General features: G+C 62.9%; 24 protein-coding genes. 6 read left to right on the top strand and 18 right to left on the bottom strand.

Translation table 11 applies throughout. The features are described from left to right. The first annotated feature begins 46 nt into the window (after positions 1-46). Both JFU04_RS27925 and JFU04_RS27930 read left to right on the top strand, forming a co-directional pair. Positions 47-1,426 carry a DUF2868 domain-containing protein gene (locus tag JFU04_RS27925; RefSeq protein WP_201146073.1) on the top strand — a complete coding sequence of 460 codons (1,380 nt, stop codon included), beginning with the start codon at positions 47-49 and terminating at the stop codon, positions 1,424-1,426. Continuing rightward, on the top strand, positions 1,419-2,786 hold the full coding sequence (locus JFU04_RS27930; RefSeq protein ID WP_201146074.1) for a DUF3482 domain-containing protein: 1,368 nt from the start codon (positions 1,419-1,421) through the stop codon (positions 2,784-2,786). Before JFU04_RS27925 ends, JFU04_RS27930 begins: the two co-directional genes overlap by 8 nt. Here the strand turns inward: JFU04_RS27930 and JFU04_RS27935 are convergent. The 7 genes from JFU04_RS27935 to JFU04_RS27965 all read right to left on the bottom strand — a co-directional run bounded on the left by JFU04_RS27935 (position 2,783) and on the right by JFU04_RS27965 (position 11,796). Continuing rightward, complete coding sequence (locus JFU04_RS27935) at positions 2,783-3,337, bottom strand: phosphonate degradation HD-domain oxygenase (protein WP_201146075.1); 555 nt, start codon at positions 3,335-3,337, stop codon at positions 2,783-2,785. The two genes, JFU04_RS27930 and JFU04_RS27935, sit on opposite strands and share 4 nt — an antisense overlap. Continuing rightward, complete coding sequence (locus tag JFU04_RS27940; protein ID WP_201146076.1) at positions 3,337-4,461, bottom strand: TIGR03364 family FAD-dependent oxidoreductase; 1,125 nt, start codon at positions 4,459-4,461, stop codon at positions 3,337-3,339. The genes JFU04_RS27935 and JFU04_RS27940 overlap by 1 nt, the downstream gene beginning before the upstream one ends. 125 nt (positions 4,462-4,586) lie before the next feature. Further along, positions 4,587-5,600 carry a putative 2-aminoethylphosphonate ABC transporter substrate-binding protein gene (locus JFU04_RS27945; RefSeq protein WP_159960711.1) on the bottom strand — a complete coding sequence of 338 codons (1,014 nt, stop codon included), beginning with the start codon at positions 5,598-5,600 and terminating at the stop codon, positions 4,587-4,589. Between the two features lie 23 nt (positions 5,601-5,623). Further along, complete coding sequence (locus tag JFU04_RS27950; protein WP_106802366.1) at positions 5,624-7,336, bottom strand: putative 2-aminoethylphosphonate ABC transporter permease subunit; 1,713 nt, start codon at positions 7,334-7,336, stop codon at positions 5,624-5,626. A 1-nt stretch (position 7,337) separates the two neighbouring features. Next, on the bottom strand, positions 7,338-8,402 hold the full coding sequence (locus JFU04_RS27955; protein WP_201146077.1) for a putative 2-aminoethylphosphonate ABC transporter ATP-binding protein: 1,065 nt from the start codon (positions 8,400-8,402) through the stop codon (positions 7,338-7,340). Positions 8,403-8,651: 249 nt separating this feature from the next. Continuing rightward, complete coding sequence (locus tag JFU04_RS27960) at positions 8,652-9,515, bottom strand: LysR family transcriptional regulator (protein ID WP_065902221.1); 864 nt, start codon at positions 9,513-9,515, stop codon at positions 8,652-8,654. Between the two features lie 16 nt (positions 9,516-9,531). Further along, positions 9,532-11,796 (bottom strand): heavy metal translocating P-type ATPase, encoded by a 2,265-nt coding sequence (locus JFU04_RS27965; RefSeq protein ID WP_201146078.1) that lies wholly within the window; start codon positions 11,794-11,796, stop codon positions 9,532-9,534. An 84-nt stretch (positions 11,797-11,880) separates the two neighbouring features. Between JFU04_RS27965 and cadR the strand changes: the two genes are divergently transcribed. Beyond that, on the top strand, positions 11,881-12,321 hold the full coding sequence (cadR, locus tag JFU04_RS27970; protein WP_065902224.1) for a Cd(II)/Pb(II)-responsive transcriptional regulator: 441 nt from the start codon (positions 11,881-11,883) through the stop codon (positions 12,319-12,321). Between the two features lie 130 nt (positions 12,322-12,451). Here cadR and JFU04_RS27975 read toward each other — a convergent pair whose 3' ends face one another. From JFU04_RS27975 to JFU04_RS27985, 3 genes are all read right to left on the bottom strand, one after another. Continuing rightward, complete coding sequence (locus JFU04_RS27975; RefSeq protein WP_201146079.1) at positions 12,452-13,285, bottom strand: thymidylate synthase; 834 nt, start codon at positions 13,283-13,285, stop codon at positions 12,452-12,454. A 51-nt stretch (positions 13,286-13,336) separates the two neighbouring features. Beyond that, entirely contained in the window at positions 13,337-14,149 is an 813-nt protein-coding gene (lgt, locus tag JFU04_RS27980; RefSeq protein ID WP_065902226.1) for a prolipoprotein diacylglyceryl transferase, read from the bottom strand. Positions 14,150-14,213: 64 nt separating this feature from the next. Further along, on the bottom strand, positions 14,214-14,996 hold the full coding sequence (locus JFU04_RS27985; protein WP_201146080.1) for a sulfite exporter TauE/SafE family protein: 783 nt from the start codon (positions 14,994-14,996) through the stop codon (positions 14,214-14,216). Between the two features lie 121 nt (positions 14,997-15,117). On the opposite strand from JFU04_RS27985, the gene JFU04_RS27990 reads away from it, so the two are divergent. After that, positions 15,118-15,864 (top strand): NRDE family protein, encoded by a 747-nt coding sequence (locus tag JFU04_RS27990; protein WP_201146081.1) that lies wholly within the window; start codon positions 15,118-15,120, stop codon positions 15,862-15,864. An 86-nt stretch (positions 15,865-15,950) separates the two neighbouring features. Here the strand turns inward: JFU04_RS27990 and ptsP are convergent, their stop codons facing one another. Both ptsP and JFU04_RS28000 read right to left on the bottom strand, forming a co-directional pair. Continuing rightward, complete coding sequence (gene ptsP / locus JFU04_RS27995; protein WP_065902236.1) at positions 15,951-18,230, bottom strand: phosphoenolpyruvate--protein phosphotransferase; 2,280 nt, start codon at positions 18,228-18,230, stop codon at positions 15,951-15,953. Positions 18,231-18,252: 22 nt separating this feature from the next. After that, positions 18,253-18,732 carry an RNA pyrophosphohydrolase gene (locus JFU04_RS28000; RefSeq protein ID WP_003176750.1) on the bottom strand — a complete coding sequence of 160 codons (480 nt, stop codon included), beginning with the start codon at positions 18,730-18,732 and terminating at the stop codon, positions 18,253-18,255. A 143-nt stretch (positions 18,733-18,875) separates the two neighbouring features. Between JFU04_RS28000 and JFU04_RS28005 the strand changes: the two genes are divergently transcribed. Then, entirely contained in the window at positions 18,876-19,532 is a 657-nt protein-coding gene (locus JFU04_RS28005) for a histidinol-phosphatase (RefSeq protein ID WP_065902238.1), read from the top strand. A gap of 71 nt (positions 19,533-19,603) precedes the next feature. Here the strand turns inward: JFU04_RS28005 and JFU04_RS28010 are convergent, their stop codons facing one another. Then, a complete protein-coding gene (locus tag JFU04_RS28010; protein WP_201146082.1) occupies positions 19,604-20,017 on the bottom strand; it encodes a DUF2269 family protein in 414 nt (137 codons plus the stop codon). 41 nt (positions 20,018-20,058) lie between these two features. Next, entirely contained in the window at positions 20,059-21,573 is a 1,515-nt protein-coding gene (gene ilvA, locus JFU04_RS28015; RefSeq protein WP_065902242.1) for a threonine ammonia-lyase, biosynthetic, read from the bottom strand. A gap of 136 nt (positions 21,574-21,709) precedes the next feature. Between ilvA and rpiA the strand changes: the two genes are divergently transcribed. After that, complete coding sequence (gene rpiA, locus JFU04_RS28020) at positions 21,710-22,381, top strand: ribose-5-phosphate isomerase RpiA (RefSeq protein ID WP_065902245.1); 672 nt, start codon at positions 21,710-21,712, stop codon at positions 22,379-22,381. A gap of 116 nt (positions 22,382-22,497) precedes the next feature. On the opposite strand, the gene JFU04_RS28025 is transcribed toward rpiA, so the two are convergent. The 4 genes from JFU04_RS28025 to JFU04_RS28040 form a co-directional block, all read right to left on the bottom strand. After that, positions 22,498-23,412, bottom strand: coding sequence for an SdiA-regulated domain-containing protein (locus JFU04_RS28025; protein WP_065902246.1), 915 nt, complete (start codon positions 23,410-23,412; stop codon positions 22,498-22,500). Between the two features lie 120 nt (positions 23,413-23,532). Then, complete coding sequence (locus JFU04_RS28030; RefSeq protein WP_201146083.1) at positions 23,533-24,459, bottom strand: SdiA-regulated domain-containing protein; 927 nt, start codon at positions 24,457-24,459, stop codon at positions 23,533-23,535. A gap of 242 nt (positions 24,460-24,701) precedes the next feature. After that, the gene (locus JFU04_RS28035; RefSeq protein WP_065902254.1) at positions 24,702-25,367 is read right to left on the bottom strand and encodes a fumarylacetoacetate hydrolase family protein; all 666 of its coding nucleotides are present in this window, start codon (positions 25,365-25,367) and stop codon (positions 24,702-24,704) included. Positions 25,368-25,388: 21 nt separating this feature from the next. Next, positions 25,389-26,783: an FAD-binding oxidoreductase gene (locus JFU04_RS28040; RefSeq protein ID WP_201146084.1), complete on the bottom strand. Its 1,395-nt coding sequence runs from the start codon at positions 26,781-26,783 to the stop codon at positions 25,389-25,391. Positions 26,784-26,833: the final 50 nt, after the last annotated feature.

Genomic DNA, 26,833 nt, shown 5'->3' on the forward strand with positions numbered 1-26,833 from the left:
GAGCCAGCGGTTATGCTCCAACCTCACTTGCTCAACAGGACGGCGCGTGACTGCACTGAACCCCCTGCAAAAACTCTGGCTGACAGAAACCGTGCGCCTGCGGGAAGAACACGCCGGCCCCCTGGAAGACCTGGAAGCCAATCGCCTCGCCCGCACCGCCGGTGGCGACCTGCCGACACGCATCCAGCAGCGTGCCTTGCACCTGGCCGAGCGCGATGGGCTCACGGCCGCCCTCACCCGCTGGCTGCAAGGCGCGCGCCTGGCGCTGGTGCTGCTGGCCATCGTCGCGGTGATCAGTGGCGCGGGCCTGGCGTTTGCCGCATTGGGCAACGGCCTGACCCCGGTGAATGTGTTCTGGGCGCTCGGCAGCCTGCTCGGCTTGAACCTGATCCTGCTGCTGAGCTGGGCGCTGGGCCTGCTGTTTGCCGGCGAACACAGCGCCAGCCTTGGGCGCCTGTGGTTATGGCTCAGCGAAAAACTCGCGCGTGATGCCAAGGCCGCCCAACTGGCGCCGGCATTGCTGCTGTTGCTGCAACGGCAAAAGCTCAATCGCTGGGCCGTGGGTGTGCTGGTCAACAGCCTGTGGCTGCTGGCGTTGCTCAGTGCCCTGGTGATTCTTCTGACGCTACTCGCCACCCGCCGCTACGGCTTTGTGTGGGAAACCACCATCCTCGGTGCCGACACCTTTGTTGCCGTGACCCAGGCCCTCGGCACCCTGCCCGCCCTGCTCGGCTTCAATGTGCCGAGCACCGAGATGATTCGCGCCAGCGGCGATGCCGCGCTGAACATCGAAAGCGCTCGCCAGGCCTGGGCCGCCTGGCTGGTGGGCGTGCTGCTGGTCTATGGCCTGCTGCCCCGGCTGATCCTCGCCCTGCTGTGCCTGTGGCGCTGGAAACGCGGGCGCGCCGCGCTGCGCCTGGACCTCAACCTGCCCGGCTACAGCAAACTGCGCGAACGCCTGATGCCGAGCAGTGAACGGCTTGGGGTCAACGACGCTGCGCCCGAACAATTGCATCACGCCACCGGCGGCGTCAGTGAACTGGAAAGCGACGGCGCGTTGCTGGTGGCCATCGAGCTGGATGACCAGCACCCTTGGCCGCCGAAACTGCCGGCCAGCGTGAAGAACGCCGGCATCCTCGACAGCCGCGAATCGCGCAACAAACTGCTGGAGCAGCTCAGCCGCTTCCCGCCGGCCCGCCTGGCCATCGCCTGCGATCCACGCCGCTCGCCCGACCGTGGCAGCCTGGCGCTGATCGCCGAACTTGCGCGCAGCGCCACCGCCACCCGTGTATGGCTGCTGCAGGCCCCGCCTGGCCAGGCGCTGGACGCAGAGCGCCTGGGTGATTGGCATGTCGCGCTGCACCAACTCGAGCTGCCCTTCGCCGACTGCGCGCCGCTGAACTGGCTGGAGACCGGTCATGACTAAACCGCTGAAACTCGCCGTGGTCGGCCACACCAATGTCGGCAAGACCTCCTTGCTGCGCACCCTCACCCGGGATGTCGGCTTCGGCGAAGTCTCCCATCGCCCCAGCACCACGCGGCATGTAGAAGGTGCGCGCTTGTCGGTGGACGGCGAAGCCTTGCTGGAGCTGTACGACACGCCCGGCCTGGAAGATGCCATTGCCCTGCTCGACTACCTGGAGCGCCTGGATCGCCCCGGCGAACGCCTGGACGGCCCGGCACGCCTGGCGCGCTTCCTGGAGGGCAGCGAAGCCCGCCAGCGTTTCGAACAGGAGGCCAAGGTGCTGCGCCAACTGCTGGCCTCGGACGCCGGCCTGTATGTGATCGACGCCCGCGAGCCGGTGTTGGCCAAGTACCGCGACGAGCTGCAAGTGCTGGCCAGCTGCGGCAAGCCGTTGCTGCCGGTACTCAACTTCGTCAGCAGCAGTGACCACCGCGAGCCGGACTGGCGTGAAGCCCTGGCACGCCTCGGCCTGCATGCGCTGGTACGGTTCGACAGCGTCGCGCCGCCGGAAGACGGCGAGCGGCGCCTGTATGAAAGCCTCGCCCTGCTATTGGAAAACGCCCGTCCGCAACTGGAGCGGTTGATTCTTGACCAGCAAGCCCAACGCCAGGCCCGCCAGCAAAGCGCCGCGCGATTGATTGCCGAGCTGCTGATCGACTGTGCCGCGTGTCGACGCAGCGTGGTCACCGAAGACGAACAGCAGGCCATCGTGGAATTGCGCAAGGCCGTACGCCAGCGTGAGCAAAAGTGCGTCGAGGCGTTGCTCAAGCTGTTCGGCTTTCGCCCACAGGACGCCGCCGCCAGTGATTTGCCGCTGCTGGACGGTCGTTGGGGCGATGACCTGTTCAACCCGGAAACCCTCAAGCAGCTCGGCGTGCGCGTCGGCGGCGGGATTGCGGCAGGCGCGGCCGCGGGTGCCGGCGTGGACCTGCTGGTCGGCGGCCTGACCCTCGGCGCCGCCGCCATCGCGGGTGCCATCGCCGGCGGCGCGCTGCAGACCGCGCGCAGCTATGGCAGCCGCCTGCTCGGCAAGATCAAGGGCCAGCGTGAGCTGACCGTCGACGACAGCGTGCTGCGCCTGCTGGCCCTGCGCCAACGCCAATTGCTCAAGGCCCTGAACCTGCGTGGCCATGCGGCGATGCACAGCATCAAGGTCGATACGCCTCAGGACAAAACCTGGCGCGAAGGCAAGTTGCCGGATGCGCTGCACAAGGCTCGCGCCCATCCACAATGGTCATCCCTCAACCCGCACGCCAAACTCAACCAGGCCGAGCGCCAGGAACAGGTCGAAGCACTGGCCCAGCGTCTCGACCAGACTTAAGCCGCCAGCAGCTGCCGAGCCTTGGCCTTGAGCACGTCGAGGTCGAGCACCGGCACGTGCATTTCCTTGGCCTGCTCGTCCCAGTGGCGCAGGCGCAGGCTGACCTGGCACAGCGGATCCTGCTCGAAGGCCCGGGCCTCCTCGGCTGTCATGACCCCGCCCTGGTAACCCAGGGTGCGCCGGCTGGCTTCGCTCAAGCGCGCGTAGTAGTCCGGCTGGCTGAAGGTCAGGTAACGCTTGGCCTGCACGTGGTACTCCACGAGTTTGGCCAGGCGCTCGCTGAAACCCGCGCGCCGCAGGTAATCCGCCCCCAGCCGTTCGTGGCTGACCACGCCGTACCCGCCCATGTTCTCGGCGCCCTGGCCGCACAGGTGGCCGATATCGTGGAAGAACGCCGCCAACACCACTTCATCGTCAAAGCCTTCGGCCATGGCCAACTGCGCCGCCTGGGACATGTGCTCGATCTGCGACACCGGCTCGCCAATGTAATCCGCCGTGCCGTGCTGTTCGTACAAGCCGAAGACGTCGGCTATCGCCTGTTCCGGGTTCATCACGCCTCTCCCCACAGTGTGGTGATATTTCGCTCGGCCAGCGCCGGCCCCACGCTCATGCCCACGCCGGTGTGCATCAGCGCCGCACTCACGCCCGGCGCCGCGCGCAGGAAGGAAAACGGCCCCGGCCCACGAGCCCCGTACACGCCCTGCCAGCGCTCGACCACCTGGATCTTGCACCCCAGCGTCTGCTCTGCCAACTCGATCATCCAGTCATCCACCTGCTCGGCATTGAACGGCGAGGCGTCGCTGCCGTAGTGGTGGGAGTCACCGATGATCAGCTCGCCATGCGGCGTCGGACTGATCAGCAAATGAATGCCGTGTTCGTGCAGGTGCGGCGTTTCGCGCAGGATCTGGGCCTGCACCGGCGCGGCTTCCGGCAGGTCGGCGAAGGCACCGTAGTGCACGCAACTAAGGCCAGTGAGCAGCGCGTGTTGCAGGTTCAGGTTGACCGCCGGGCGCGCACGCAACATTTGCAGGCGGCAGATGCTCGGGTTGAGTTCGGCGATCGATTCGGCCAGCAGGGTCTGGTAGTCGTGGCCGGAGCACACGATGATCTGCTCGCCGCGAAAACTGCCCGCCGTGCTGTGCACTTGGCCCGGCTCGACGTCGCGCACCAGCGTGGAGAAATAGAACTCCACGTTCAGCTCTTGCGCCAGGTAGCTGATCAGCGCCGGGATCGCTTCACGCGAATACAGCTGCTGATCGTCCTTGCCATGCAGCGCGGCACGGTGATGACGGAACTGGCCGCCGTACAGATCCTTCATGGCGGCGCCTTGCAGCAGTTCGACGTTGTAGCCGTGCTCTGCAGCGCGGCCAGCGCAAAAGGCTTCCAGCAGATGCTCCTCCGCTTCGGTGCGGGCGAACAGGTAAGAGCCGTTACGCTTGAGCTGCAGACCTGCCCGCTCAGCCCAGTGCCCCCAGATAGCACGGCTTTCCCGGGCCAGGTCAAGCATCGGCCCCGGCGGTTGGCCGGTGACCAGTGCCTGGCCGAAGTTGCGCACCGAGGCACCCAGCGGCGTGGCGCTGCGCTCGAAGACCTTGACCTTGAGGCCGCGCTTGGCCGCGGCGTAGGCGTGGGACAGGCCGAGGATGCCGGCGCCGATGATCAGCAGTTGTGTCATGAAGACCTCTCGTTCCCGCGCTCCGCGTGGGAATGCATCCTGTGACGCGCTGCGTCACGACTGCAAAAGCGGACGCAGAGCGTCCAGAGCCGCATTCCCACGCAGAGCGTGGGAATGATCAGGGGTTATTGTTTTTCCGATTTGCCGTCATAGCGCTTGCGCCATTCGGTCAGGATGCTGTCGCGGTTTTTCGACGCCCAGGCGAAGTCGTTCTTGATCAGGCGCTGCTCGTAGTCGGCCGGCAACTCGGTCTGCGGCTTGGCAATACCCGGCTGGGCGAGCACGGCAAAGTTGTCCTTGTACAGGTCCATCGCCGCTGCGCTGGCGGAGAAGTCGGCGAGCTTTTTAGCCGCGTCGGCGTGGGCAGTCCCCTTGATCACCGCCGTGGCTTCAATGTCCCAGCCCAGGCCTTCTTTCGGCAGGATGATGTCCAGCGGCGCGCCCTGGCGCTTCAACTGCACGGCGGGGTATTCGAAGGAAATGCCGATCGGGAACTCGCCCGAGGCCGCCAGCTTGCACGGCTTGGAACCGGAGTGAACGTACTGGCCAATGTTCTGGTGCAGGTCGTCCATGTACTGCCAGCCCTGCTTCTCGCCGAAGGTCTGCAGCCAGGCGCTCACATCCAGGAAGCCGGTGCCGGACGACGCCGGGTTAGGCATGACGATCTTGCCCTTGTACTCGGGCTTGGTCAGGTCCTGCCAGCTCACCGGCTTGGTCAGCCCCTGCTTCTCGGCCTCGACGGTGTTGAAGCAGATGGTCGCGGCCCACACGTCCATGCCGACCCAGGCGGGCGGGTTGGCAGCGTCGCGGTAATTCTTGCCGATCTTGTCCAGGTCCTTGGGCGCGTAGTTGTCCAGCATGCCCTGCTGGTCGAGGATCGCCAGGCTGGAGGCGGCCAGGCCCCACACTACGTCGGCTTGCGGGCGATCTTTCTCGGCCAGCAGCTTGGCCGTGATGATGCCGGTGGAGTCGCGCACCCATTTGATTTCGACGTCGGGGTTGGCCTTTTCGAACGCCTGCTTATAGGTCTTCAACTGCTCGGCTTCGAGGGCCGTGTACACGGTCAGCTCGGTCTTGGCGAAGGCATTCAGGCTGAATGCAGTGAGTACGGCAGCGACCAGCGCCAGGGGCTTGAACATGGAGCACCTCCTTCAGGGATGTTTTATTGGCCCGGCGCGCTTTGGCGCCAGGCTTGGGAGCGGCGCAGCGCGCCACGTGAAGCCCACGCCAGCAGCAGCGAGACGCCGGCCGAGGTGAACAGGATCAGGGTCGACATGGCAGCGGCGCCGCCCACGTTGCCGGCGTCGTCCATGTTCAACACGGCGACGGCGGCGAGGATGGTGTCGGGGCTGTAGAGGAAGATCGCGGCCGACACGGTGGTCATCGCCGACACAAACAGGTAACGCACGATATCCAGCAGCGCCGGCAGGCAGATCGGCACCGTCACGCGCAGGTAGTGGCGGTACAGCGGCGCCTTGAGCGACAACGCGGCCGCTTCGAACTCGGCGTCGAGCTGGCGCAGCGCGGTGGTGGCGGTCATCTGTGCAGTGGTCAAATAGTGAGCAATGGTGCACACCACCAGCAACGTCATGGTCCCGTAGAACACATGCAACGGGTTGCCGTTGAGATTGAAAAAGAACACGTAGCCCAGGCCCAGCACCAGCCCCGGCACGGCCATCGGCACGAAGCTGAGCATGCGCAGCGCCAGGTTCAGGCCTTTCTGGCCCTTGGTCTTTTCCATCAGGTAGGCGCCGGTAAAAATCAGCACGCTGCCGATCAACGCGGTGCACAGGGCCATCGTCAGGCTATTGCGATAGGCCAGCCAGCCGCCGCCGGCCGTGTCTTCGAACTGGTAGTGGTTGAGCGACAGCGACAGGTTGTACGGCCAGAACTTCACCAGCGACGAATACACCGCCATGCCGAACACCAGCAGCAACACCGCGCAGATCAGCAGCACGATGGCCAGGTAGCAGCCGTCTCTGGTGCGCGACGGCGCCGGCCGGAAGACCTGGGCGCGGCCGCTCATGGAGTCGCCATGACGACGGCGCAACCAGGCATCCACGCCAAAGCTGAACAGCGCCGGCAGCAGCAACACCATGCCGATCAATGCACCGCGACCGAATTGCTGCTGGCCGACCACCGCCTTGTAGGCCTCCAGCGCCAGCACCTGGTAATCGCCACCGACCACCACGGGCACGCCGAAGTCGGTGATGGTCAGGGTGAACACCAGGCAGAACGCGGCGAATACCGCCTGGCGCGTGGCCGGCCAGGTGATACTGCGAAACGCCCGTGCCGGGCTGGCGCCCATGCTTGAGGCTGCATCGAACAGTCGCGCGTCCGCCAGGGAAAGCGCTGACAGCAGGATCATCAAGGCGTGTGGGAAGGTGTAGATCACCTCACCGAGCACAATGCCCCAGAAGCCGTAGATATTGTCCGAGAGCATCCCACGCAGCATGCCCTGGTTGCCAAACAGATAGACCAGCGCAATGCCCGGTAGCATCGACGGCGCCATCAACGGCAGCAACGACAGGCCACGCCAAATAGCCTTACCTGGAATCAAGGTGCGTTGCAGCGCGTAGGCAAACAGGTAGGCCAGCGGTACGACAATGGCCGCCACGCTGAGGGACACCTTCAGGCTATTGCCCAGCAGCCAGTGGAAGTTATCGCTGGTGACCAATTCCCGCGCCGCGACCAGGCCACCACCCTGCCCGGCCTCGCTGCTGAAGCCGCGCCAGAAGATCGCCAGCAACGGCAGCAACACGGCGATGCCCAGCAGTAACAGCCACACCAGTTTGCCGCCGACCACGAAAATGCGGTCGCCCCGTTCGGCGTGGGACACCTGTCGCGCGGTGGGCAGAGTCATCACGGCCGCCATCTCAGGCAAACACCTGCAGGCTGCGGGGCGGCAACGCCACCCAGATGTCCTGGGCGCCCAGGCGCGGCATGGCTTCCGGGGCGAGTTCGGCGAGCAGCGGATGACCGGGCAGTTGCTCAAGCTCAAAGCTCATGCGGCAGCGATTGCCGAGGAAGGTGATCTCGCGCACTTTGGCCGGGAACAGGTTTTCTTCATGCACCGGCGGATTCACGCTGATCGCTTCCGGGCGGCAGAACAAACGGCCGGAGCGGGCCACGCCGGCATCATCGGCCAGGCGCATGTTCATCCCGCCCACCTGGGCATGGCTGGCACTGTTGCGGCTGAAGGGCAGCCAATTGCCCTGGCCGACAAACTCCGCCACAAACGGCGTGGCCGGGCGGTCGTAGATTTCCTGCGGCGTGGCGTACTGCTCGACCTTGCCGTTGTTCATCACGGCGATGCGGTCGGCCATCAGCATGGCCTCGTCCTGATTGTGGGTAACCATCAGCGTGGTGATGCCCAGGCGCCGCTGCAGCTGACGCAACTCGGTGCACAAATGCTCGCGCACACGGGCGTCGAGGGCCGACATCGGCTCGTCCAGCAGCAGCAACGACGGTGCGGGCGCCAGCGCACGGGCCAGGGCGACGCGTTGCTGTTGACCGCCGGAGAGTTGGCCGGGGTACTTTTTTTCACTGCCGACCAGGCCGACCAATTCGAGCATCTGGCCGACGCGCTTGCGCACTTCATCGCGACCGCTGCCGGTGAGGCCGTAGCCGATATTCGCTTCGACGGTCAGGTTGGGGAACAACGCGTAGGACTGGAACAGAATGCCGTAGTCCCGCGCCTGGGGTGGCAGCAGGGAAACGTCGCGGCTGCCCAGGTAAAGTTCGCCGCTGTCCTGGCGTTCCAGGCCGGCGATGCAGCGCAGCAAGGTCGTCTTGCCGCAGCCGGACGGGCCCAGCAGGCACACCAGCTCGCCGGCGGCGACGTCCAGGGACACGTTGTCCAGCGCGGTAAAGGCGCCGAAGCGTTTCTGGATACCGCGCACCTTCATCGGTGCGCCGGGTTGGGTCAGGGCTGTGTTCATGCAAGGCACCTCATCAAACGGATGAAGGCCATGCTAGGCAGCCAATGCGTCCCTCGTGTGGCAGAAAGGCAAAAGGGAGTGATAGTGGTATTGGTGGATTTGGGTAGGCCTCATAGAGATGCGTCGCCGGGTGTAGCGCTTTCGCTGGCAAGCCCGCTCCCACATTTGGACCTCATTCTCATGCTGGAACTCGGTCAAGCGTGGGAGCGGGCTTGCCCGCGAACATGCCCGTCAATCCCACTCAAAAACTCAGAGCGGCGACATTTCCTGCGCCAACCCCAGGAACGCCGCTGGCAGGCGAGCCGATTTTCTTTCCTTGAGGCAGTACAAATACTCCGGGATCTGCGGCGCATTCTCGATAGTCAGCACCCGCAGCTGCGGGTCATGGGGCACTTCCTGGCGGGCGATGATGCTGATACCAATATTGCGCAGCACCGCCTCGCGGATCGACTCACGGCTACCGATTTCCAGCAATGGCCCGTAGCTCACGCCCGCGCCTTGCAGCATCTCTTCGGTCAGCCGCCGCGTGGTCGAGCCCGCTTCGCGCATCAACAAGGTGTGCCCGGCCAACGCCGTCAGCGGCACATGATCCAGCTTGGCCAGCGGATGGTTGCGATGCACCGCCAGCACCAGCGGGTCGGTGCCCAGTACGCGGCGGATCAGGCGCGGGTCTTCAAGCAGTTGCGAGGAGGCGGCGACATCGACGCGGTAATCGTCGAGCGCTTCGAGCACTTGCTGGGAGTTGCCGATTTCCACTGACACCTCCACCTGAGGCAGGCGTTCGCGAAAGGCTTTGACCAGGTCAAGAATGTAGTACGGCGCGGTGGCGGCAATCCTCAGCGCGCCCTGGACCTGGCCGCTGTTGCGCAGGAAAAACTCGATGTCGGCTTCCTGCTGCAACAACGCCTTGACCATCGGCAGCAAGCGCGCGCCCTCGTCGCTGACAGTGAGGCGGCGCCCGCCGCGGTAGAACAGCTCGACGCCGTACTGGCTTTCCAGGTTACGAATCTGGGTGGTGACCGTGGGCTGGCTCAGGCCGAGTTTTTTCGCCGCCTGGGTAATGCTGCCCAGGCGGGCGACCATGAAAAACGCCTTCAACTCGGCACTCAGCACACCACCCTCTCATCGTCTATTTGCGCAACAGGCGCAGGCCATTGAACACCACCAGCAGGGCCACGCCCATGTCGGCGAACACCGCCATCCACATGGTGGCCAGCCCCAGGAAGGTGACCACCAGGAAGATCGCCTTGATCACCAGCGCCAGGGTGATGTTCTGCCTGAGGATACTCGACGTTTGCCGGGAGAGCCGAATGAAAGCCGGAATCTTGCGCAAATCATCGTCCATCAACGCCACGTCGGCGGTCTCGATGGCGGTGTCGGTGCCCGCTGCGGCCATGGCAAAACCGATCTCGGCGCGCGCCAGGGCCGGGGCGTCGTTGATGCCATCACCGACCATGCCGACCCGATGACCCTGACCATACAGGCTTTCGATGGCTTGCAGCTTGTCGGTAGGCAGCAGGTCGCCCTGGGCCTGATCGATGCCGACCTGGGCCGCGATGGCCTGGGCGGTGTGGGTGTTGTCGCCAGTAAGCATCAGGGTCTTGATGCCCAGCGCATGCAGTTGCTGGATGGCTTCACGGCTGCTGTCCTTGACCGTGTCGGCCACGGCGAACAGCGCCAGCGGGCCGGATTTGTCGAGCAGCAGCACCACGGACTTGCCTTGTTTTTCCAGGGCGAACAGTTTCTCTTCCAGCTCCGGCGAGCACAGGCCCAGGTCTTCGACCAGGCGGTGGTTGCCCAAGTGGTAGGTCTGGCCATTGATATCGCCGCGCACCCCACGGCCGGCCAGGGCCTCGAAGTTATCCACAGGGTGGCTCGGCAGGTTTTTATCCACCGCTGCGTTGGCAATCGCCAGCGACACCGGGTGGTCGGAACGCCCGGCCAAACTGGCAGCAAGCGCCGGGGCACTGTCCTCGACGTTAGGGAACAGCGCCAGGTAATCGGTTTGCACCGGCTTGCCGTGGGTAATCGTGCCGGTCTTGTCGAGGGCCAGGTAGTCAAGTTTGTAACCGCCCTCCAGGTACACGCCGCCCTTGATCAGGATACCTTTGCGTGCCGCTGCCGCCAGGCCACTGACGATGGTCACCGGAGTGGAGATCACCAAAGCACAGGGGCACGCCACGACCAGCAGCACCAGGGCGCGGTAGATCCAGTCGAACCAGGCGCCGGCCATGAACAGCGGCGGGATCAGCGCCACGCCCAGGGCAAACAGGAACACCGCCGGGGTGTAGACCTTCGAGAAGCTGTCGACAAACCGCTGGGTCGGCGCGCGTGCGCCCTGGGCCTGCTCCACCGCGTGGATGATCCGCGCCAGTGTGGATTGATTGGCCGCTGCGGTGACCTTGTACTCCAGCGAACCGGCCTGGTTGATGGTGCCGGCGAACACTTTGTCGCCCACGGTCTTTTCAATCGGCAGGCTTTCACCGGTGATCGGCGCCTGGTCGATGGTGGATTGGCCAGCGGTGACTTCACCGTCCAGGCCGATGCGCTCGCCGGGCTTGACCCGCACGATCGCGCCAAGATCGATACTTTTAACCTCTAGTTCCAGCCAGCTGCCATCGGCCTGTTGCACGGTGGCCTGTTCCGGAGTCATTTGCATCAAGCCACTGATGGCGTTGCGCGCACGGTCCAGGGATTTGGCTTCGATCAACTCGGCCACGGTAAACAGGAACATCACCATCGCCGCTTCTGGCCACTGGCCAATCAACACCGCACCGGTCACCGCGATGCTCATCAAGGCGTTGATGTTCAAGTTGAGGTTTTTCAGGGCAATCCAGCCCTTTTTATAGGTGGTCAGACCGCCGCTGAGGATCGAGACCAGCGCCACCACGGCAATCACCCAGGTCGGCGCGGCATGGGTGAAGTGCAGCACTTCGGCGGCCAGCGCGCCGACGCCGGACACCGCCAGCGGCCACCAATGTTTCTTGGCCGGCGGCGCGGCGGCCGGGGCGCCTTCTTCGATGGGGTCGGCCTGCATGCCGATGGATTTGATGGCGTCGATGATCGGCGTGGTGCTCGGCAGATCGTGGGTGACGCCAAGGATCCGGTTGATGAGGTTGAATTCCAGCTGCTGCACGCCGGCGAGCTTGCCCAGTTTGTTCTGGATCAGCGTCTGCTCGGTGGGGCAGTCCATGGCTTCGATGCGGAAGGTACTCAGGCGCGAACCGGCAGTCGGCGCCTCACTCAGTTGCACCACCGCAGGCGCAGGTGCGCCGGAGCAGCAGGAACCGCCGTGGCCGTGGTCGTGCACGGGGGTGAGTTTCTTCGGGCCATGATCATGGTCATGGTCATGCTTGTGGTCGTGCTTGTGCGGGGTGTGCAGGGAGTCGCTCATCAGGTCGCGTCCGTAAGGTGCCTGTTGCCAAGTAAAGACCCTGTAGCCACTATAGGGTCAAGCACCCATTTGGAGATTGCTGCGATGAAGATCGGCGAACTGGCCAAACTGACCGACTGCCCGGTGGAAACCATCCGTTATTACGAGAAGGAAGGCCTGCTGCCGCCGCCGGCGCGCACCGAGGCCAACTACCGCGTGTACACCCAGGCGCACAGCGAGCGGCTGGTCTTTATCCGCAACTGCCGCAGCCTCGACATGACCCTCGAGGAAATCCGCAGTCTGCTGGGGCTGCGCGACAGCCCACAGGACCAGTGCGAAAGCGTGAATGCGTTGATCGACGAGCATATCCACCACGTGAAAGCGCGGATCGACGGGCTGTTGGCGCTGCAGGAACAACTGCTGGACCTGCGCCAGCGCTGTGGCGGCGGGCCAGAATGCGGGATATTGCAGCGGTTGGAGGTCAGCGGAAGCGTGCTGGCCAGCGAGGCCGAGCCTTCACATGTGGGCCGAAGCCACGGGCATTAACTCAATGCGAACACAGAACCCAATGTGGGAGCTGGCTTGCCTGCGATAGCGGTGTATCAGCACCCGAAAGGTGACTGATATACCGCTATCGCAGGCAAGCCAGCTCCCACAGTTCAGACCAAGGCAGTTTTTAAATGGCGACGTCAGCCTTGATGCTCGGATCAGCGTCGTAGCCCACGATCTCGAAGTCCTCGAACTTATAGTCGTAGATCGATGCAGGCTTACGCTTGATCACCAGCTCCGGCAGCTTCTTCGGCGTGCGCGTCAGCTGGGTGCGGATCTGCTCCATGTGGTTGCTGTAGGCGTGGGTATCGCCAGTGGTGACGATGATCTCGTGCGGGATCAGGTCGCACTGCTGGGCCAGCATATGGGTCAGCAACGCCAGTGCGGCAGTGTTGTACGGCAGGCCGAGGAACACGTCGGAGCTGCGGATATACAGCTGCATCGACAGATGACCGTCATGCACGAACGCCTGGTACAGCAAGTGGCACGGCGGCAGGGCTTGCTTGCCGTTGCGCGCGTTTTCCTGCGGGCTCTTGGTTTCGTCGGGCAGGTACTCGACGTTCCAACCGTGGAACAGGATGCGGCGGCTGTTGGGGTTGGTCTTGAGCGTGTGGACCATGTAGTCGATCTGGTTGATCTTACCGCCGTCCTTGGTCGGCCAGGCGGTCCACTGCTCGCCGTACACCGGGCCCAGGTCGCCGTCTTCGGTGGCCCATTCGTCCCAGATACGCACGCCGTTTTCGTTCAGCCACTTGATGTTGGTATTGCCGCTCAACATCCAGATCAATTCGTTGGCGATGCTTTTGAAGTGAAGCTTCTTGGTGGTCAGCAGCGGGAAGCCGTCGGCCAAGTTATGCCGATACTGACGGGCGAACACGGCCTTGGTGCCGGTGCCGGTGCGATCGCCCTTGGTCAGGCCATTGGTCACGACGTCGTTCAGTAGTTCGAGATATTGCTTCATGTGTTTACCCGTATCGTTGAAGCCGAGACCTCCTGGCCTCGGCGTTCGAATTTAAAGCGCGGTGTTCTTGATCGGCTGTGGACGGTTGTAGGCCCACCACAACAGGCCCAGGCCGCCGAGGATCATCGGCAGGCTGAGGATCTGGCCCATGGTCACCCAGCCCCACGCCAGGTAGCCCAGCTGCGCATCCGGCACGCGCACGAACTCGACGATGAAACGGAAGATCCCATAGAACAGCGCGAACATCCCCGACACGGCCATGGTTGGGCGTGGCTTGCGCGAGAAGATGTACAGAATGAGGAACAGTGCCACACCTTCCAGGGCGAACTGGTACAGCTGCGACGGATGGCGCGGCAGTTGCGCCGGGTCGCTGAACGGTGGGAACACCATGGCCCACGGCACGTCGGTCGGCTTGCCCCACAGCTCGGCATTGATGAAGTTGCCAATCCGCCCGGCGCCCAGGCCGATCGGCACCATCGGCGCGACGAAGTCCATCAGTTGGAAGAACGACTTGCCATTGCGACGGCCGAACCACCAGGCGGCGATCATCACACCGATGAACCCACCGTGGAACGCCATGCCGCCCTTCCACACTTCAAAGATCAGCGTCGGGTTGGCGATGTACGCCGACAGATCGTAGAACAGCACATACCCCAGTCGCCCGCCGACGATGACGCCCATCGACAGCCAGAACACCATGTCGGAGAGCTTCTCCTTGGTCCAGGTCGGGTCGAAACGGTTCAGGCGGCGGGAGGCCAGCAGCCAGGCCCCGCCGATGCCGATCAGGTACATCAACCCGTACCAGTGGATTTTCAGCGGACCGATGGCCAGGGCCACCGGGTCGATCTGCGGGTAAGGCAGCATTGCGACTCCTCGTTAATCATTCGATAGTGCGACCGGACCATGCCCGTGCGCGATTAAGCCTGCGTTACAACAAAAAGTTTAAACCGACGCAAAACAACAATCCGGCGAACAGCCGCTTGAGCAAACGCGGCGACAACCGATGTGCCAGGCGTGCGCCGAAGCGGGCGAACACCATGCTGGTCAGGGCGATGCCCAGCAGCGCCGGCAAATACACGAACCCTAGACTATGAGCGGGCAAGAGCGGGTCATGCCAGCCCAGAATCATGAAACTTAATGCACTGGCCACGGCAATCGGCAGGCCACAGGCCGATGAAGTGGCCACCGCCTGCTGCATCGGCACGCTGCGCCAGGTCAAGAACGGCACGGTCAGCGAGCCGCCGCCAATCCCGAAAATCGCCGAGGCCCAGCCGATCACCGAGCCGGCTACGGTCAGGCCGACCTTGCCCGGCACCGTGCGGCTGGCCTTGGGCTTGACCTCCAGGGCCAGTTGCACGGCCACCAGCAGGGCAAACACCCCAATGATCTTCTGCAGATGCGGGCCGGAAATCGCCTCGGCGGTCAGCGCACCAAAACCGGCGCCGATCAGGATGCCCAAGGTCATCCACAGGAAGATCGGCCAACGCACCGCGCCACACCGGTGGTGCTCACGCACGGCATTCACCGAGGTGAAGATAATCGTCGCCAGGGACGTGCCCACGGCCAGGTGCGTCAGCACCTGCGGGTCGAAGCCCTGCAAGGTAAAGCTGAACACCAGCACCGGCACGATGATGATCCCGCCGCCCACGCCAAACAGCCCGGCGAGCACGCCCGCACAGGCGCCGAGTAGCAAATACAGGAGAAATTCCATGGGAGCCCCCAAACCAAGTCCGGCATGTTAACGGATGGAAGGCATGCGACCCAACTGGATACGATGGAACGCCGCTGCCTGTATGGGTAGAGTGGCTAAAAACACAAAAGGGAATCGCCTGATGTGCCTGATTGTTTTCGCCTGGCGGCCGGGCCACGCCCAACCGCTGATCGTCGCGGCCAACCGCGATGAGTTCTACGCCCGCCCCAGCCTGCCGCTGGCCCAGTGGCCGGATGCGCCAGCTATCTACGCCGGCCGCGACCAGGAAGCGGGTGGCACCTGGCTGGGGGTCAATACCGATGGGCGGTTTGCCGCCCTGACCAATATCCGCGACCCGCATCAGCCGCCGGCACGCAAGTCACGCGGTGAACTGGTCTCACGTTTTCTCAGCGGATCGCTGCCGATTGACCAATATCTCGCCGACGTTAACGGACGTTCGATTGAATATGCCGGTTTCAACCTGCTGGTGGGCACGCGGGATGCGTTATGGCATTACAACGCCAACCACACCGAGCCGACGCAGTTGAAGGCTGGGATTTATGGATTATCCAACGCAGGACTGGACACGCCGTGGCCCAAGTTGCTCAAGGCCAAGGCAGCACTGAGCGAGTTGCTGGACGATCCGCAGCCGGAGGCCTTGCTGGCAATCTTGAGCGACCCGCAGACCGCGCCGTTTGCCGACTTGCCGGATACCGGCGTGGGACTGGCGACCGAGAGCCTGTTGTCGAGCGTGTTTATTGCGAGTCCCAGCTACGGGACAAGGGCGAGTACGGCGTTGATTGTGAATGCCGACGGCACGCGGCGGATGGTGGAGCGCAGTTTCGGGCCGCACGGGGGACGTTTGGGCGAGGTGGAACTGAGTATTTGACGGCGCCTGGATTGGCGCCATCACCGGCAAGCCGGCTCCTACAGGGGAATGCATTCCAACGGTAGGAGCTGGCTTGCCAGCGATGTCTAGAGGGTCTTGGCCGAAGCCGGGTTGATCATCCGCGTCAGCCCCAGGTTCTTCAGCGCCAACTGCAGCGAACTGTGGATAACTTGCGGGTTGTCGATGGTCATCAACTCCGCCAGCAGGTCCTTGGCCATGCTCAGTTCGACCTGGCGCAGCATCCACTTCACCTTCGGCAGGTTGGTGGCGTTCATCGACAGGCTGTCAAAGCCCATCGCCATCAGCAGCACCGCCGCCGCCGGGTCGCCGGCCATCTCACCGCAGATACTCACCGGCTTGCCTTCGGCATGGGCGTCGCGCACCACGTGTTGCAGGGCTTGCAGCACCGCCGGGTGCAGGTAGTCGTAGAGGTCGGCCACCCGTGGGTTGTTGCGGTCCACGGCCAGCAGGTATTGGGTCAGGTCATTGGAGCCCACCGACAGGAAGTCCACCTGGCGCGCGAGCTCCTTGGCCTGGTACACCGCTGCCGGAATCTCGATCATCACGCCAATCGGCGGCATCGGCACGTCGGCGCCTTCGTCGCGCACTTCACCCCAGGCACGGTGGATCAGGTGCAGGGCCTCTTCCAGCTCATGGGTGCCGGAGATCATCGGCAGCAGAATGCGCAGGTTGTTCAGGCCCTCGCTGGCCTTGAGCATGGCGCGGGTCTGCACCAGGAAGATTTCAGGATGGTCGAGGGTGACGCGGATACCGCGCCAGCCGAGGAAGGGGTTGTCTTCCTTGATCGGGAAATACGACAGTGACTTGTCGCCGCCGATGTCCAGGCTGCGCATCGTCACCGGTAACGGGTGGAAGGCGGACAGTTGCTCGCGATAAATCGCCAGCTGCTCCTTCTCACTCGGGAAACGCTGGTTGATCATGAACGGCACTTCGGTGCGGTACAGCCCCACCCCTTCAGCACCGCGCTGCTGGGCACGGGCCACATCGGCGAGCAGGCCGGTGTTGACCAGCAGCGGCACGCGATGGCCATCGAGGGTCACGCACGGCAACTCGCGCAACGAGTCGAGGCCCAGCGCCAGTTGTTTCTCTTCCTCGACCACCTCGGCGTATTGCTTGCGCAGCACTTCGCTGGGGTTGGTGAAGACTTCACCGCGATGGCCATCGACGATCATGTCGATGCCGTCGACCTTGGAATACGGCAGGTCCACCAGGCCCATCACCGTCGGAATGCCCATGGCCCGGGCCAGGATCGCGACGTGGGAGTTACCCGAACCCAGTACCGAGACCAGGCCCACCAACTTGCCTTCCGGCACTTCGCCGAGCATGGTCGCGGTCAGTTCTTCACTGATCAGGATGGTGTTGTCGGGGTAGACCAGGTTGGTGGTGCGGTCTTCCTGCAGGTAGGCCAGCAGACGGCGACCGAGGTCACGCACATCCGAGGCCCGTTCGCGCAGGTAGGCGTCGTCCATCAATTCGAAACGGTTGACGTGATCGGTGACCACCTGGCGCAGCGCGCCCTGGGCCCACTGACCGGTCTTGATCACAGTCTTGACTTCGTTACCCAGGGACGCGTCGTCGAGCATCATCTGGTACACGTCGAACAGTGCGCGCTCTTCAGGTCGCAACTGCGTGGCCAGCTTGGTCGACAGGTTGCGCATGTCGGCGCGCACGCCTTCCAGGGCGGTCTTGAACAGTTTGATTTCAGCGTCGATGTCATCGACGGTCTTGTCCGGCACCACATCCAGATCGGCCGGCGGCAGCATGACCACGGCGGTACCGACCGCCGCACCCGGCGAACCCGGCACGCCGACGAACTTGGCTTCCTGGATGCCCTTGCCCTGGCGCCCCAGGCCGCGAATCGAGCCGGTGGCCTCGGCGTGGGCAATAACCCCGGCGAGCTGCGCGCTCATGGTCACGAGGAAGGCTTCTTCACCTTCGTCGAACTGGCGGCGTTCTTTTTGCTGGATGACCAACACGCCGACAACGCGGCGGTGGTGAATGATCGGTGCGCCGAGGAACGAGGCGTAGCGCTCTTCGCCGGTTTCGGCAAAGTAGCGATAACGCGGGTGATCGGCGGCGTTTTCAAGGTTCAGGGGTTCTTCACGCGTCCCCACCAGGCCCACCAGACCTTCATTGGGCGCCATGCTGACCTTGCCGATGGAGCGCTTGTTCAAGCCCTCGGTGGCCATCAGCACAAAACGGTTGGTCTCGGGGTCCAGCAGGTAAACCGAGCAGACCTGGCTGCCCATGGCTTCCTTGACGCGCAACACAATAATCCCCAACGCCGCCTTGAGATCCTTGGCGGAGTTAACTTCCTGGACGATCTTGCGCAGCGTATTGAGCATGGCTCGGGGTCGAACTCCGTCGTCAGTCGCGCGCTAAAAGGCGCGGGGCAAGCTCTTTGAGAGCGCGACGATAAACCTCGCGCTTGAATGTCACCACCTGGCCCAACGGGTACCAATAGCTGACCCAGCGCCAGCCATCGAACTCCGGTTTACCGGTCAAATCCATCCGCACCCGCTGCTCGTTGGAGATCAGGCGCAGGAGAAACCATTTCTGCTTCTGGCCGATGCACAGCGGTTGGCTGTGGGTACGCACCAGGCGTTGCGGCAAACGATAGCGCAACCAGCCACGGGTACAGGCCAGAATTTGCACATCTTCGCGCTCAAGGCCGACTTCTTCATTCAACTCACGGTACAAGGCGTCTTCAGGGGTTTCATCGGGGTTGATTCCGCCTTGAGGAAACTGCCAGGCATCTTGGTTGATTCGGCGAGCCCATAGCACCTGTCCGGCATCATTCGTAAGAATAATCCCGACATTAGGACGGAAACCATCGGGGTCGATCACGGCAACAACCTCGCAAACGCATGTCGCCGCATTGTTCCACAAAGGTTGCTGAAGCGGCAACGAGGCTTCTTACCTTATGTGCACTCTTGTGAAAAGACCGTATTCTGGACGCCTTTTTACAGACTTTTCAGCGAGTAACTGCAATGCGCCTGGCTTTATTCGACTTGGACAACACCCTTCTCGGCGGTGACAGCGACCACGCCTGGGGCGATTACCTCTGCGAGCGCGGGATTCTCGACCCGGTGGCCTACAAGGCCCGCAACGACGAGTTCTACCAGGATTACCTGGCCGGCAAGCTGGACAACGCCGCCTACCTGAACTTCTGCCTGGAAATCCTCGGCCGTACCGAGATGGCCCAGCTGCAGGAATGGCACAACGACTATATGCGCGACTGCATCGAGCCGATCATCCTGCCGCTGGCCGTAGAGCTGCTGGCCAGGCACCGCGCCGCCGGTGACAAGTTGGTGATCATTACCGCCACCAACCGCTTCGTCACCGCGCCGATTGCCGCACGCCTGGGCGTGGAAACCCTGATCGCCACCGAGTGCGAGATGGAAAACGGCCGCTACACCGGGCGCAGCACCGATGTGCCGTGCTTTCGCGAAGGCAAGGTGACGCGCCTGAATCGCTGGCTGGAAGAAACCGGGTACACCCTGCAAGACAGCTACTTCTATAGCGACTCGATGAATGACCTGCCGCTGCTGGAGCAGGTGACGCATCCGGTGGCAGTGGATCCGGATCCGAATCTGCGCGCTGAAGCCGAGAAGCGCGGCTGGCCAGTCATCACCCTGCGCAACTGATACCCCTGTGGTGAGCGGGCTTGCCCGCTCACCACAAAAAGGCCTACTTGTCAGAGTAACCGCCTGAAGCCCTAGACCGGCTTGGCCCCCATCAACCCCGCAATCGCCACGAACCCCACCAGGCTGACCACCGCCAGCACCAGGGTGAAATTCAAACTGCCGCCCTCGCCTTTGCGCAGGCGATTGAGCCGTGCCACCAACCAGAACCAGGCCAGCGCCGCGACGGTATAGAGGATGCTGGAGCCCAGGATCCAGGTCTGCCCCAGTGGCCAGCCGATCAGGTGCACCAGCCACCAGCCGGTGAATGGCATGCTCAGCAGGCAAATCCCCATCAACAACCATACGAACGCCCACGGGCGCTGCACGATCACCGCCGGGCCGGCGCTGCGTTTGCGCCAGGCCAGCAACGCCAGGCCGAGACCGCTGAGCAGCAGCAGGACCGTGGCGGTGATGTGGATAACTTTCAGGGTGGTCAGGGTTTCCATGTCTCGTCTTCCTTAAAGGCCGCCCCCATCAGCGTAGTCGCTCAACCGAGGAACAGTTTGTAGGCCGGGTTATCACTTTCATCCCAGTACGGGTAGCCGATCGCTTCAAGCGCTGCCGGCACCAGGTGACGCTCGTCCGCCGGAACCTGCAGGCCAGCGACCACACGGCCGTCTGCTGCGCCGTGGTTGCGATAGTGGAACATCGAGATGTTCCAGCGCCCGCCCAATTTGTTAAGAAAGTTGAACAAGGCCCCCGGACGCTCCGGGAATTCAAAGCGCAGCACCACTTCATCACTGACCTGGGCCGCATGCCCGCCGACCATGTGGCGAATGTGCAACTTGGCCAGTTCGTTCTCGGTCAGGTCCAGCACCGGGAAGCCTTTGCTGGTAAGACTGGCGATCAGCGCGCTGCGCGGGTCGTTTTCCGGATGCGTCTGCACGCCAACAAAGATGTGCGCCTCGCTGCCGGAGTGGTAGCGGTAGTTGAATTCGGTGATCTGGCGCTTGCCCACGGCCTCGCAGAACGCCTTGAAGCTGCCCGGCTTCTCGGGAATGGTCACGGCGATGATGGCTTCGCGACCCTCACCCAGCTCCGCGCGCTCGGCCACATGGCGCAGGCGGTCGAAGTTGACGTTGGCGCCGGAGTCGATGGCCACCAGGGTCTGCCCGGTGACGCCACGGGTCTCCACGTACTTCTTGATCCCCGCCACGCCCAGCGCGCCCGCCGGCTCGGTGATGGAACGGGTGTCGTCGTAGATATCCTTGATCGCCGCGCAGATTTCATCCGTGCTGACGGTGATCACTTCATCCACATAGTCTTTGCAGATGTCGAAGGTGTGCTGGCCGATCTGCGCCACCGCCACGCCGTCGGCAAAGATGCCCACGGTCGGCAGGACCACGCGCTCACCCGCGGCCATGGCGGCCTGCAGGCAGTTGGAGTCGTCCGGCTCGACGCCGATGATCTTGATTTCCGGGCGCAGGTATTTCACGTACGCCGCGATGCCGGCGATCAGCCCGCCGCCGCCCACCGGCACGAAAATCGCGTCCAGCGGCCCTGGGTGCTGGCGCAGGATTTCCATCGCCACGGTGCCCTGCCCGGCAATGGTGTGCGGATCATCGTAGGGGTGGATGTAGACGTAGCCTTTTTCGTCGACCAGTTTCAGCGAGTAGGCCAGGGCTTCCGGAAAGGAATCACCGTGCAGCACCACTTTGCCGCCCCGCGAGCGCACGCCTTCGACCTTGATTTCCGGAGTGGTCTTGGGCATCACGATAGTCGCCTTGACCCCCAGCACCTTGGCCGCCAGGGCCAGGCCCTGGGCATGGTTGCCCGCCGACGCGGTGACCACGCCACGCGCGCGCTCCTCGGCCGTCAGTTGGGTCAGCTTGTTGTAGGCGCCGCGAATCTTGAACGAGAACACCGGCTGCAGGTCTTCGCGCTTGAGCCAGACCTTGTTGCCAAGGCGCTCGGAAAGCTGGCGGGCGGTCTGCAGCGGGGTTTCTACGGCAACGTCGTAGACGCGCGAGGTGAGGATCTTTTTGACGTACTGTTCAAGCATCGGCAGGCATCACTGGGCGGGTTGGGCAGGGCCAAGGAGTCTAACCCAGCGTTTGGCCGGGAGACCACACGAATCCCAAGGTTTGTTGGGGTATACTCGCGCCCCTCTTTTACTCCCCGCCCGTTCCGGAGCCCGCATGACCCAGGATCAACTCAAACAGGCAGTGGCCCAGGCCGCCGTCGATTTAATCCTTCCCAAACTCGACGACAAGAGCATCGTCGGTGTCGGCACCGGTTCCACTGCCAACTGCTTCATCGATGCACTGGCCCAGCACAAGGGCGCGTTCGATGGCGCCGTGGCCAGCTCCGAAGCCACCGCCGCTCGCCTCAAGGGCCATGGCATTCCGGTGTACGAGCTCAACACCGTGAGCGACCTGGAGTTCTACGTCGACGGCGCCGATGAAAGCGACGCGCACCTGAACCTGATCAAGGGCGGCGGCGCGGCCCTGACCCGCGAGAAGATCGTCGCGGCCGTGGCCAAGACCTTCATCTGCATCGCCGACGCCAGCAAGCTGGTGCCGGTACTCGGCGCGTTCCCGCTGCCGGTGGAAGTGATCCCGATGGCCCGCAGCCACGTGGCCCGCGAGCTGGTGAAGCTGGGCGGCGACCCGGTGTACCGCGAAGGCGTGCTGACCGACAACGGCAACATCATCCTCGACGTGTTCAACATGCAGATCACCAACCCGGTGGAGCTGGAGACGCAAATCAATGCAATCGTCGGCGTGGTCACCAATGGCCTGTTCGCCGCGCGCCCAGCCGATGTACTGCTGCTGGGCACTCCCGAAGGCGTGAAAACCCTCAAGGCCTGACGCGTTACTCAATGTGGGAGCGGGCTTGCTCGCGAAAGCGGTGTGTCAGTAAAAGATTCTTCAACTGAACCACCGCTTTCGGAGCAAGCCCGCTCTCACATTGGTCCTGCGGTACTTCAGGGATGGGGTTTCTTGAACACGTAGAACAGGTTCGGCTCGCTGACCAGGTATAACGTGCCCTCGTCATCCATGGCGATCCCCTCGGCCTGCGGCACCCGCTTCTTCAGGCCATGGCGCCCGTTGAGCAGCGACAGGCTGCTCAGCGGGCGACCGTCGATATCCAGCTCCAACACCAGGAAGGACTCATCCGAGAGCGCCAGCAAGTGACCGCTGCGCTCGTCGTATTGCAGGCTCGACAGGTCGCGCACAAACAGCCCGGCGTCACGCTTGGGGTTGTTGATCACATGCACCGAGTAGGTTTTTTCCGGTTTGAAATGCGGGAAGCCGTGGACCTCATAGATCAGCATCGGGTCGCGCTCCTTGGCCACGAACAGGCGCTTGCCGACAGAATCGTAGGCCAGCCCCTCGAAGCCCTTGTTGCCACCCACATGCAAGCCCAGGGTCATCTGTTCCGCATCGGCGGCGTCGAGGAATTTGGTGTCGTCATCCACATGCACCTTGATCAGGCGCTGCTGGCGCTCGTCGCTGATGACGTAGATGTTGTCACTGATGAACTCCACCGCCTCGGCATCGCCAAATCCTACCAGCGGGATACGCCGCAAAATCTTGCCTTGAAGGGACAGCTCGATCAGCTCGGCATTTTTATTGGTGACGGTAAACAGGCTTTTGCGCAGCGGATCGTAGGTGAGGGCCGAGACGTCGTCGTCGAGCCCGTCGATAACCTGGGCTTCCAGGACCACCCGGTAATCGGCCAGGCCGATCGAGCGCTCATCGGTCGGCTGGCGCCAGGCCTGCCAGTTGAACCAGGCGCGCTCGAACAGACGAAAATGCTGCGCAACGGCCCCGGCACTGATCAGGGCGATCAGCGCGAGCACGAAGAATAGAGGTTTGGGGCGGGCAAGTCGGCGCATCGGGCGAGCTCAAAGTCAAAAGTGGCGAATGAATATCACGCCTGTCTGAATTTAAACTTAAACGCACCCCGGTGTCTGGCGAATGCCGCTGATAGAGAAATATCCGACGTAATTTGTCTGCTATTTCTGTTTTTCGAAACGATAAAACAGATTTGGCTCACTGACCATGTACAACGTGCCGTCCTCGTCCATGGTCACTCCTTCCGCCCGTGGAATGGTTTTTTTCAGCCCGTTGAAACCGCCGAGCAGGGTCATGAAGCTGACTTGCTCGCCCTTTTCATCCAGTTCCAGCAACAGGTGGGAGTCGGCCGAGAGCACCAGCAAGTGCCCGGTACGCGGGTCGATAGCCAGGGCCGAGAGGTTGCGCATGTCCAACTCTTTACTCGCCAGCTTTTGCTTATCGCCCGTCAGGGTCTGGCTGCCATCGCTTTTCCAGGTGAACAACGCCGGCGGACGCTCTTCGCCCAGGATCAGCTGCTGGTTGCGCTTGTCCCAGGTGATGCCTTCGAAGGCCTTGTTCTGGTCTTTGGACGGGCCGAGGTCGTACGTCGGGAAATCGGCCTTGTTCAATTGCTGGGTGGTCGCGTCGACCTTGACGATGGTGAGCGTGTGCTGGCGCTCATCGACGACTGCCAGCAGGCCATTTTCCATCACTGTCACGCCTTCCGGATTGTCCCAGCCGTTGAGCGGCATCTTGCGCAGCACATCGCCCTGCAGGCTCAGCTCGGCGAGGAAGGGGTTCTTGCCCATCACGGAAAACAGGGTTTTGGTCTTTGGGTTGTAGGAGACGTCCGAAGCTTCGTCCTTCTCCATGCCAGGCAACAACTTGCCATCGATCACCGCATGGTAATCCGGCAGCCACACACTCTCCTGGCGCTCGGCCGGAGTTTCAAAGCGCTCCAGCACCCACAGCAGTCCGCGATCATCCCAGTGCATGGCCCAGGAAACGCCGTACACGATCGCCCCCGCCAGGAAAAGCCAGGAATACCAGCGCAAGGCAAAGCGAGAACGCGGCTTGGAAGTAGCAGAGGGCAGAGGCACGGCCATTGAACGCTTTTCCGGAAATTCAGCTTTAGGGATTAGCACAGGATCAACGGGCCCGCGCGCTGGAGGCTGAGGATTATCCGGATGGCGTGTGAAAAAAATGCAAAAACTTGAATTTCAGGCTCAAACGAACACCTGTGGGAGCCGGGCTTGCCCGCGATGAGGGTGGGTCAATCAACACTCAAGCTGACTGACACACCGCCATCGCGGGCAAGCCCGGCTCCCACATTGTTGACCGCGCCTGGTTAGCGAACGCTGCTTTCGAAGCGGTTCACGCCGGTCAGTTCCAGCACCAGCTCATCACCGACATTCAACGGGCCGACGCCGGCCGGGGTGCCGGTGAGGATCACGTCGCCGGCCTGCAGCGAGAAGCAGCCGGCCATGTGCTGGATCATCGGGATGATCGGGTTGAGCATCTGCGAGCTGTTGCCATCCTGGCGCACTTCGCCATTGATGCTCAGGCGGATGCCGATATCGGTGACGTCCGGGAACGTGCTGCCGACCACAAACGGCGCGATCACCGCCGCGCCGTCGAAGGACTTGGCGATTTCCCACGGCAGGCCCTTGGCTTTCAGCTCGGCCTGCTTGTCGCGCAGGGTCAGGTCCAGGGCCGGGGCGAAGCCGGAAATGGCGTCCAGCACTTCTTCACGGCTGGGCTTGGTCGACAGGGGCTTGCCGATCAGCACCGCGATTTCGGCTTCGTAATGCACCGAACCGCGCTCGGTCGGAATGCTGAAACCGCCTTCAAGCGGCACCACGCAGCTGCCCGGCTTGATGAACAGCAGCGGCTCGGTCGGCACCGGGTTATCCAGTTCCTTGGCATGTTCGGCGTAGTTGCGCCCGATACACACCACTTTACCCACAGGAAAGTGGATGTTGGTGCCGTCGACATACTTGTGCTGGTAGCTCATGGAACGACTCCTTCAGGGCGATTAAACAGCGAAGATCTTGCCGGGGTTCATGATCCCGTTCGGGTCGAACACCGCCTTGACGGCCTTCATGTATTCGATTTCAACCGGCGAACGGCTGTAGGTCAGGTAGTCGCGCTTGGTCATGCCCACGCCATGTTCGGCGGAGATCGAGCCGTTGTACTTCTCGACGGTCTCGAACACCCACTTGTTGACGGTGGCGCACTTGGCGAAGAACTCATCCTTGCTGAGGTTTTCCGGCTTGAGGATGTTCAAGTGCAGGTTGCCGTCGCCGATGTGACCGAACCAGACGATTTCGAAGTCCGGGTAGTGTTCACCGACGATCGCATCAATTTCCTTCAAGAACGCCGGCACTTTGGAGACAGTCACCGAGATATCGTTCTTGTATGGGGTCCAGTGCGAAATCGTCTCGGAGATGTACTCGCGCAGCTTCCACAGGTTATGCAGCTGGGTTTCGCTCTGGCTCATCACGCCGTCCAGCACCCAGCCCTGCTCGACGCAATGCTCGAAGGTTTCCAGCGCATGGTTGGCGACTTCTTCGGTGGTGGCTTCAAATTCCAGCAACGCGTAGAACGGGCACTCGGTGTCGAACGGCGCCGGCACGTCGCCACGGCCCATGACCTTGGCCAGGGCCTTGTCGGAGAAGAATTCGAAGGCCGTCAGGTCCAGCTTGCTCTGGAACGCATGCAGTACCGGCATGATCGAGTCGAAATCGGTAGTACCGAGCACCATGGCGGTGAGGTTTTTCGGCGCCCGGTCCAGGCGCATGGTGGCTTCGACCACAAAGCCCAGGGTGCCTTCGGCGCCGATGAACAGCTGGCGCATGTCGTAGCCGGTGGCGTTCTTGATCAGGTCGCGGTTCAGCTCCAGTACGTCGCCCTTGCCGGTGACGACTTTCATGCCGGCCACCCAGTTACGGGTCATGCCGTAGCGAATGACCTTGATCCCGCCGGCATTGGTGCCGATATTGCCGCCAATCTGGCTGGAACCGGACGACGCGAAGTCCACCGGGTAGTACAGGCCTTTCTCTTCGGCGGCGTTCTGCAATTGCTTGGTAACCACGCCCGGCTGGCACACGGCGGTGCGGTCGGTGAGATTGATGTCGAGGATCTGGTTCATGTAGTCGAACGACACCACCACCTCGCCATTCGCCGCCACGGCAGCGGCCGACAGCCCGGTACGACCACCGGACGGCACCAGCGCGACCTTGTGTGCATTGGCCCAACGAACGATAGCCTGCACCTGCTCGATGGTCTTGGGGAACACGATGGCGGTCGGCGCAGGGGCGAAGTGCTTGGTCCAATCCTTGCCGTAAGCCTCGAGGGAGTCGGCATCGGTCAGCACTTTGCCGGGCTCAACCAGGGTCTTTAGCTCATCAATCAGGGCAGGATGGGTCATCGACAGAACTCTCGAACAATTCATGGTCATCCTGAGAACGCTTCACGTCG

It is taken from the genome of Pseudomonas sp. TH21 (genome assembly GCF_016651025.1).
In the GTDB taxonomy this organism is placed as follows: Bacteria; Pseudomonadota; Gammaproteobacteria; order Pseudomonadales; family Pseudomonadaceae; genus Aquipseudomonas; species Aquipseudomonas aylmerensis.

What these genes read in the sequence shown, in the direction of transcription:
- JFU04_RS28030 (WP_201146083.1), bottom strand. Translation starts at nt 24,459, where the DNA reads ATGGCCGTGCCTCTGCCCTCTGCTACTTCCAAGCCGCGTTCTCGCTTT.
- JFU04_RS27945 (WP_159960711.1), bottom strand. Translation starts at nt 5,600, where the DNA reads ATGTTCAAGCCCCTGGCGCTGGTCGCTGCCGTACTCACTGCATTCAGC.
- JFU04_RS28025 (WP_065902246.1), bottom strand. Translation starts at nt 23,412, where the DNA reads ATGCGCCGACTTGCCCGCCCCAAACCTCTATTCTTCGTGCTCGCGCTG.
- JFU04_RS28035 (WP_065902254.1), bottom strand. Translation starts at nt 25,367, where the DNA reads ATGAGCTACCAGCACAAGTATGTCGACGGCACCAACATCCACTTTCCT.
- JFU04_RS27965 (WP_201146078.1), bottom strand. Translation starts at nt 11,796, where the DNA reads ATGAGCGACTCCCTGCACACCCCGCACAAGCACGACCACAAGCATGAC.
- JFU04_RS27950 (WP_106802366.1), bottom strand. Translation starts at nt 7,336, where the DNA reads ATGGCGGCCGTGATGACTCTGCCCACCGCGCGACAGGTGTCCCACGCC.
- ilvA (WP_065902242.1), bottom strand. Translation starts at nt 21,573, where the DNA reads ATGCTTGAACAGTACGTCAAAAAGATCCTCACCTCGCGCGTCTACGAC.
- JFU04_RS28010 (WP_201146082.1), bottom strand. Translation starts at nt 20,017, where the DNA reads ATGGAAACCCTGACCACCCTGAAAGTTATCCACATCACCGCCACGGTC.
- JFU04_RS27930 (WP_201146074.1), top strand. Translation starts at nt 1,419, where the DNA reads ATGACTAAACCGCTGAAACTCGCCGTGGTCGGCCACACCAATGTCGGC.
- JFU04_RS27985 (WP_201146080.1), bottom strand. Translation starts at nt 14,996, where the DNA reads ATGGAATTTCTCCTGTATTTGCTACTCGGCGCCTGTGCGGGCGTGCTC.
- JFU04_RS28005 (WP_065902238.1), top strand. Translation starts at nt 18,876, where the DNA reads ATGCGCCTGGCTTTATTCGACTTGGACAACACCCTTCTCGGCGGTGAC.
- JFU04_RS28040 (WP_201146084.1), bottom strand. Translation starts at nt 26,783, where the DNA reads ATGACCCATCCTGCCCTGATTGATGAGCTAAAGACCCTGGTTGAGCCC.
- JFU04_RS27990 (WP_201146081.1), top strand. Translation starts at nt 15,118, where the DNA reads ATGTGCCTGATTGTTTTCGCCTGGCGGCCGGGCCACGCCCAACCGCTG.
- JFU04_RS27955 (WP_201146077.1), bottom strand. Translation starts at nt 8,402, where the DNA reads ATGAACACAGCCCTGACCCAACCCGGCGCACCGATGAAGGTGCGCGGT.
- JFU04_RS27975 (WP_201146079.1), bottom strand. Translation starts at nt 13,285, where the DNA reads ATGAAGCAATATCTCGAACTACTGAACGACGTCGTGACCAATGGCCTG.
- JFU04_RS27940 (WP_201146076.1), bottom strand. Translation starts at nt 4,461, where the DNA reads ATGACACAACTGCTGATCATCGGCGCCGGCATCCTCGGCCTGTCCCAC.
- rpiA (WP_065902245.1), top strand. Translation starts at nt 21,710, where the DNA reads ATGACCCAGGATCAACTCAAACAGGCAGTGGCCCAGGCCGCCGTCGAT.
- ptsP (WP_065902236.1), bottom strand. Translation starts at nt 18,230, where the DNA reads ATGCTCAATACGCTGCGCAAGATCGTCCAGGAAGTTAACTCCGCCAAG.
- cadR (WP_065902224.1), top strand. Translation starts at nt 11,881, where the DNA reads ATGAAGATCGGCGAACTGGCCAAACTGACCGACTGCCCGGTGGAAACC.
- JFU04_RS27935 (WP_201146075.1), bottom strand. Translation starts at nt 3,337, where the DNA reads ATGAACCCGGAACAGGCGATAGCCGACGTCTTCGGCTTGTACGAACAG.
- lgt (WP_065902226.1), bottom strand. Translation starts at nt 14,149, where the DNA reads ATGCTGCCTTACCCGCAGATCGACCCGGTGGCCCTGGCCATCGGTCCG.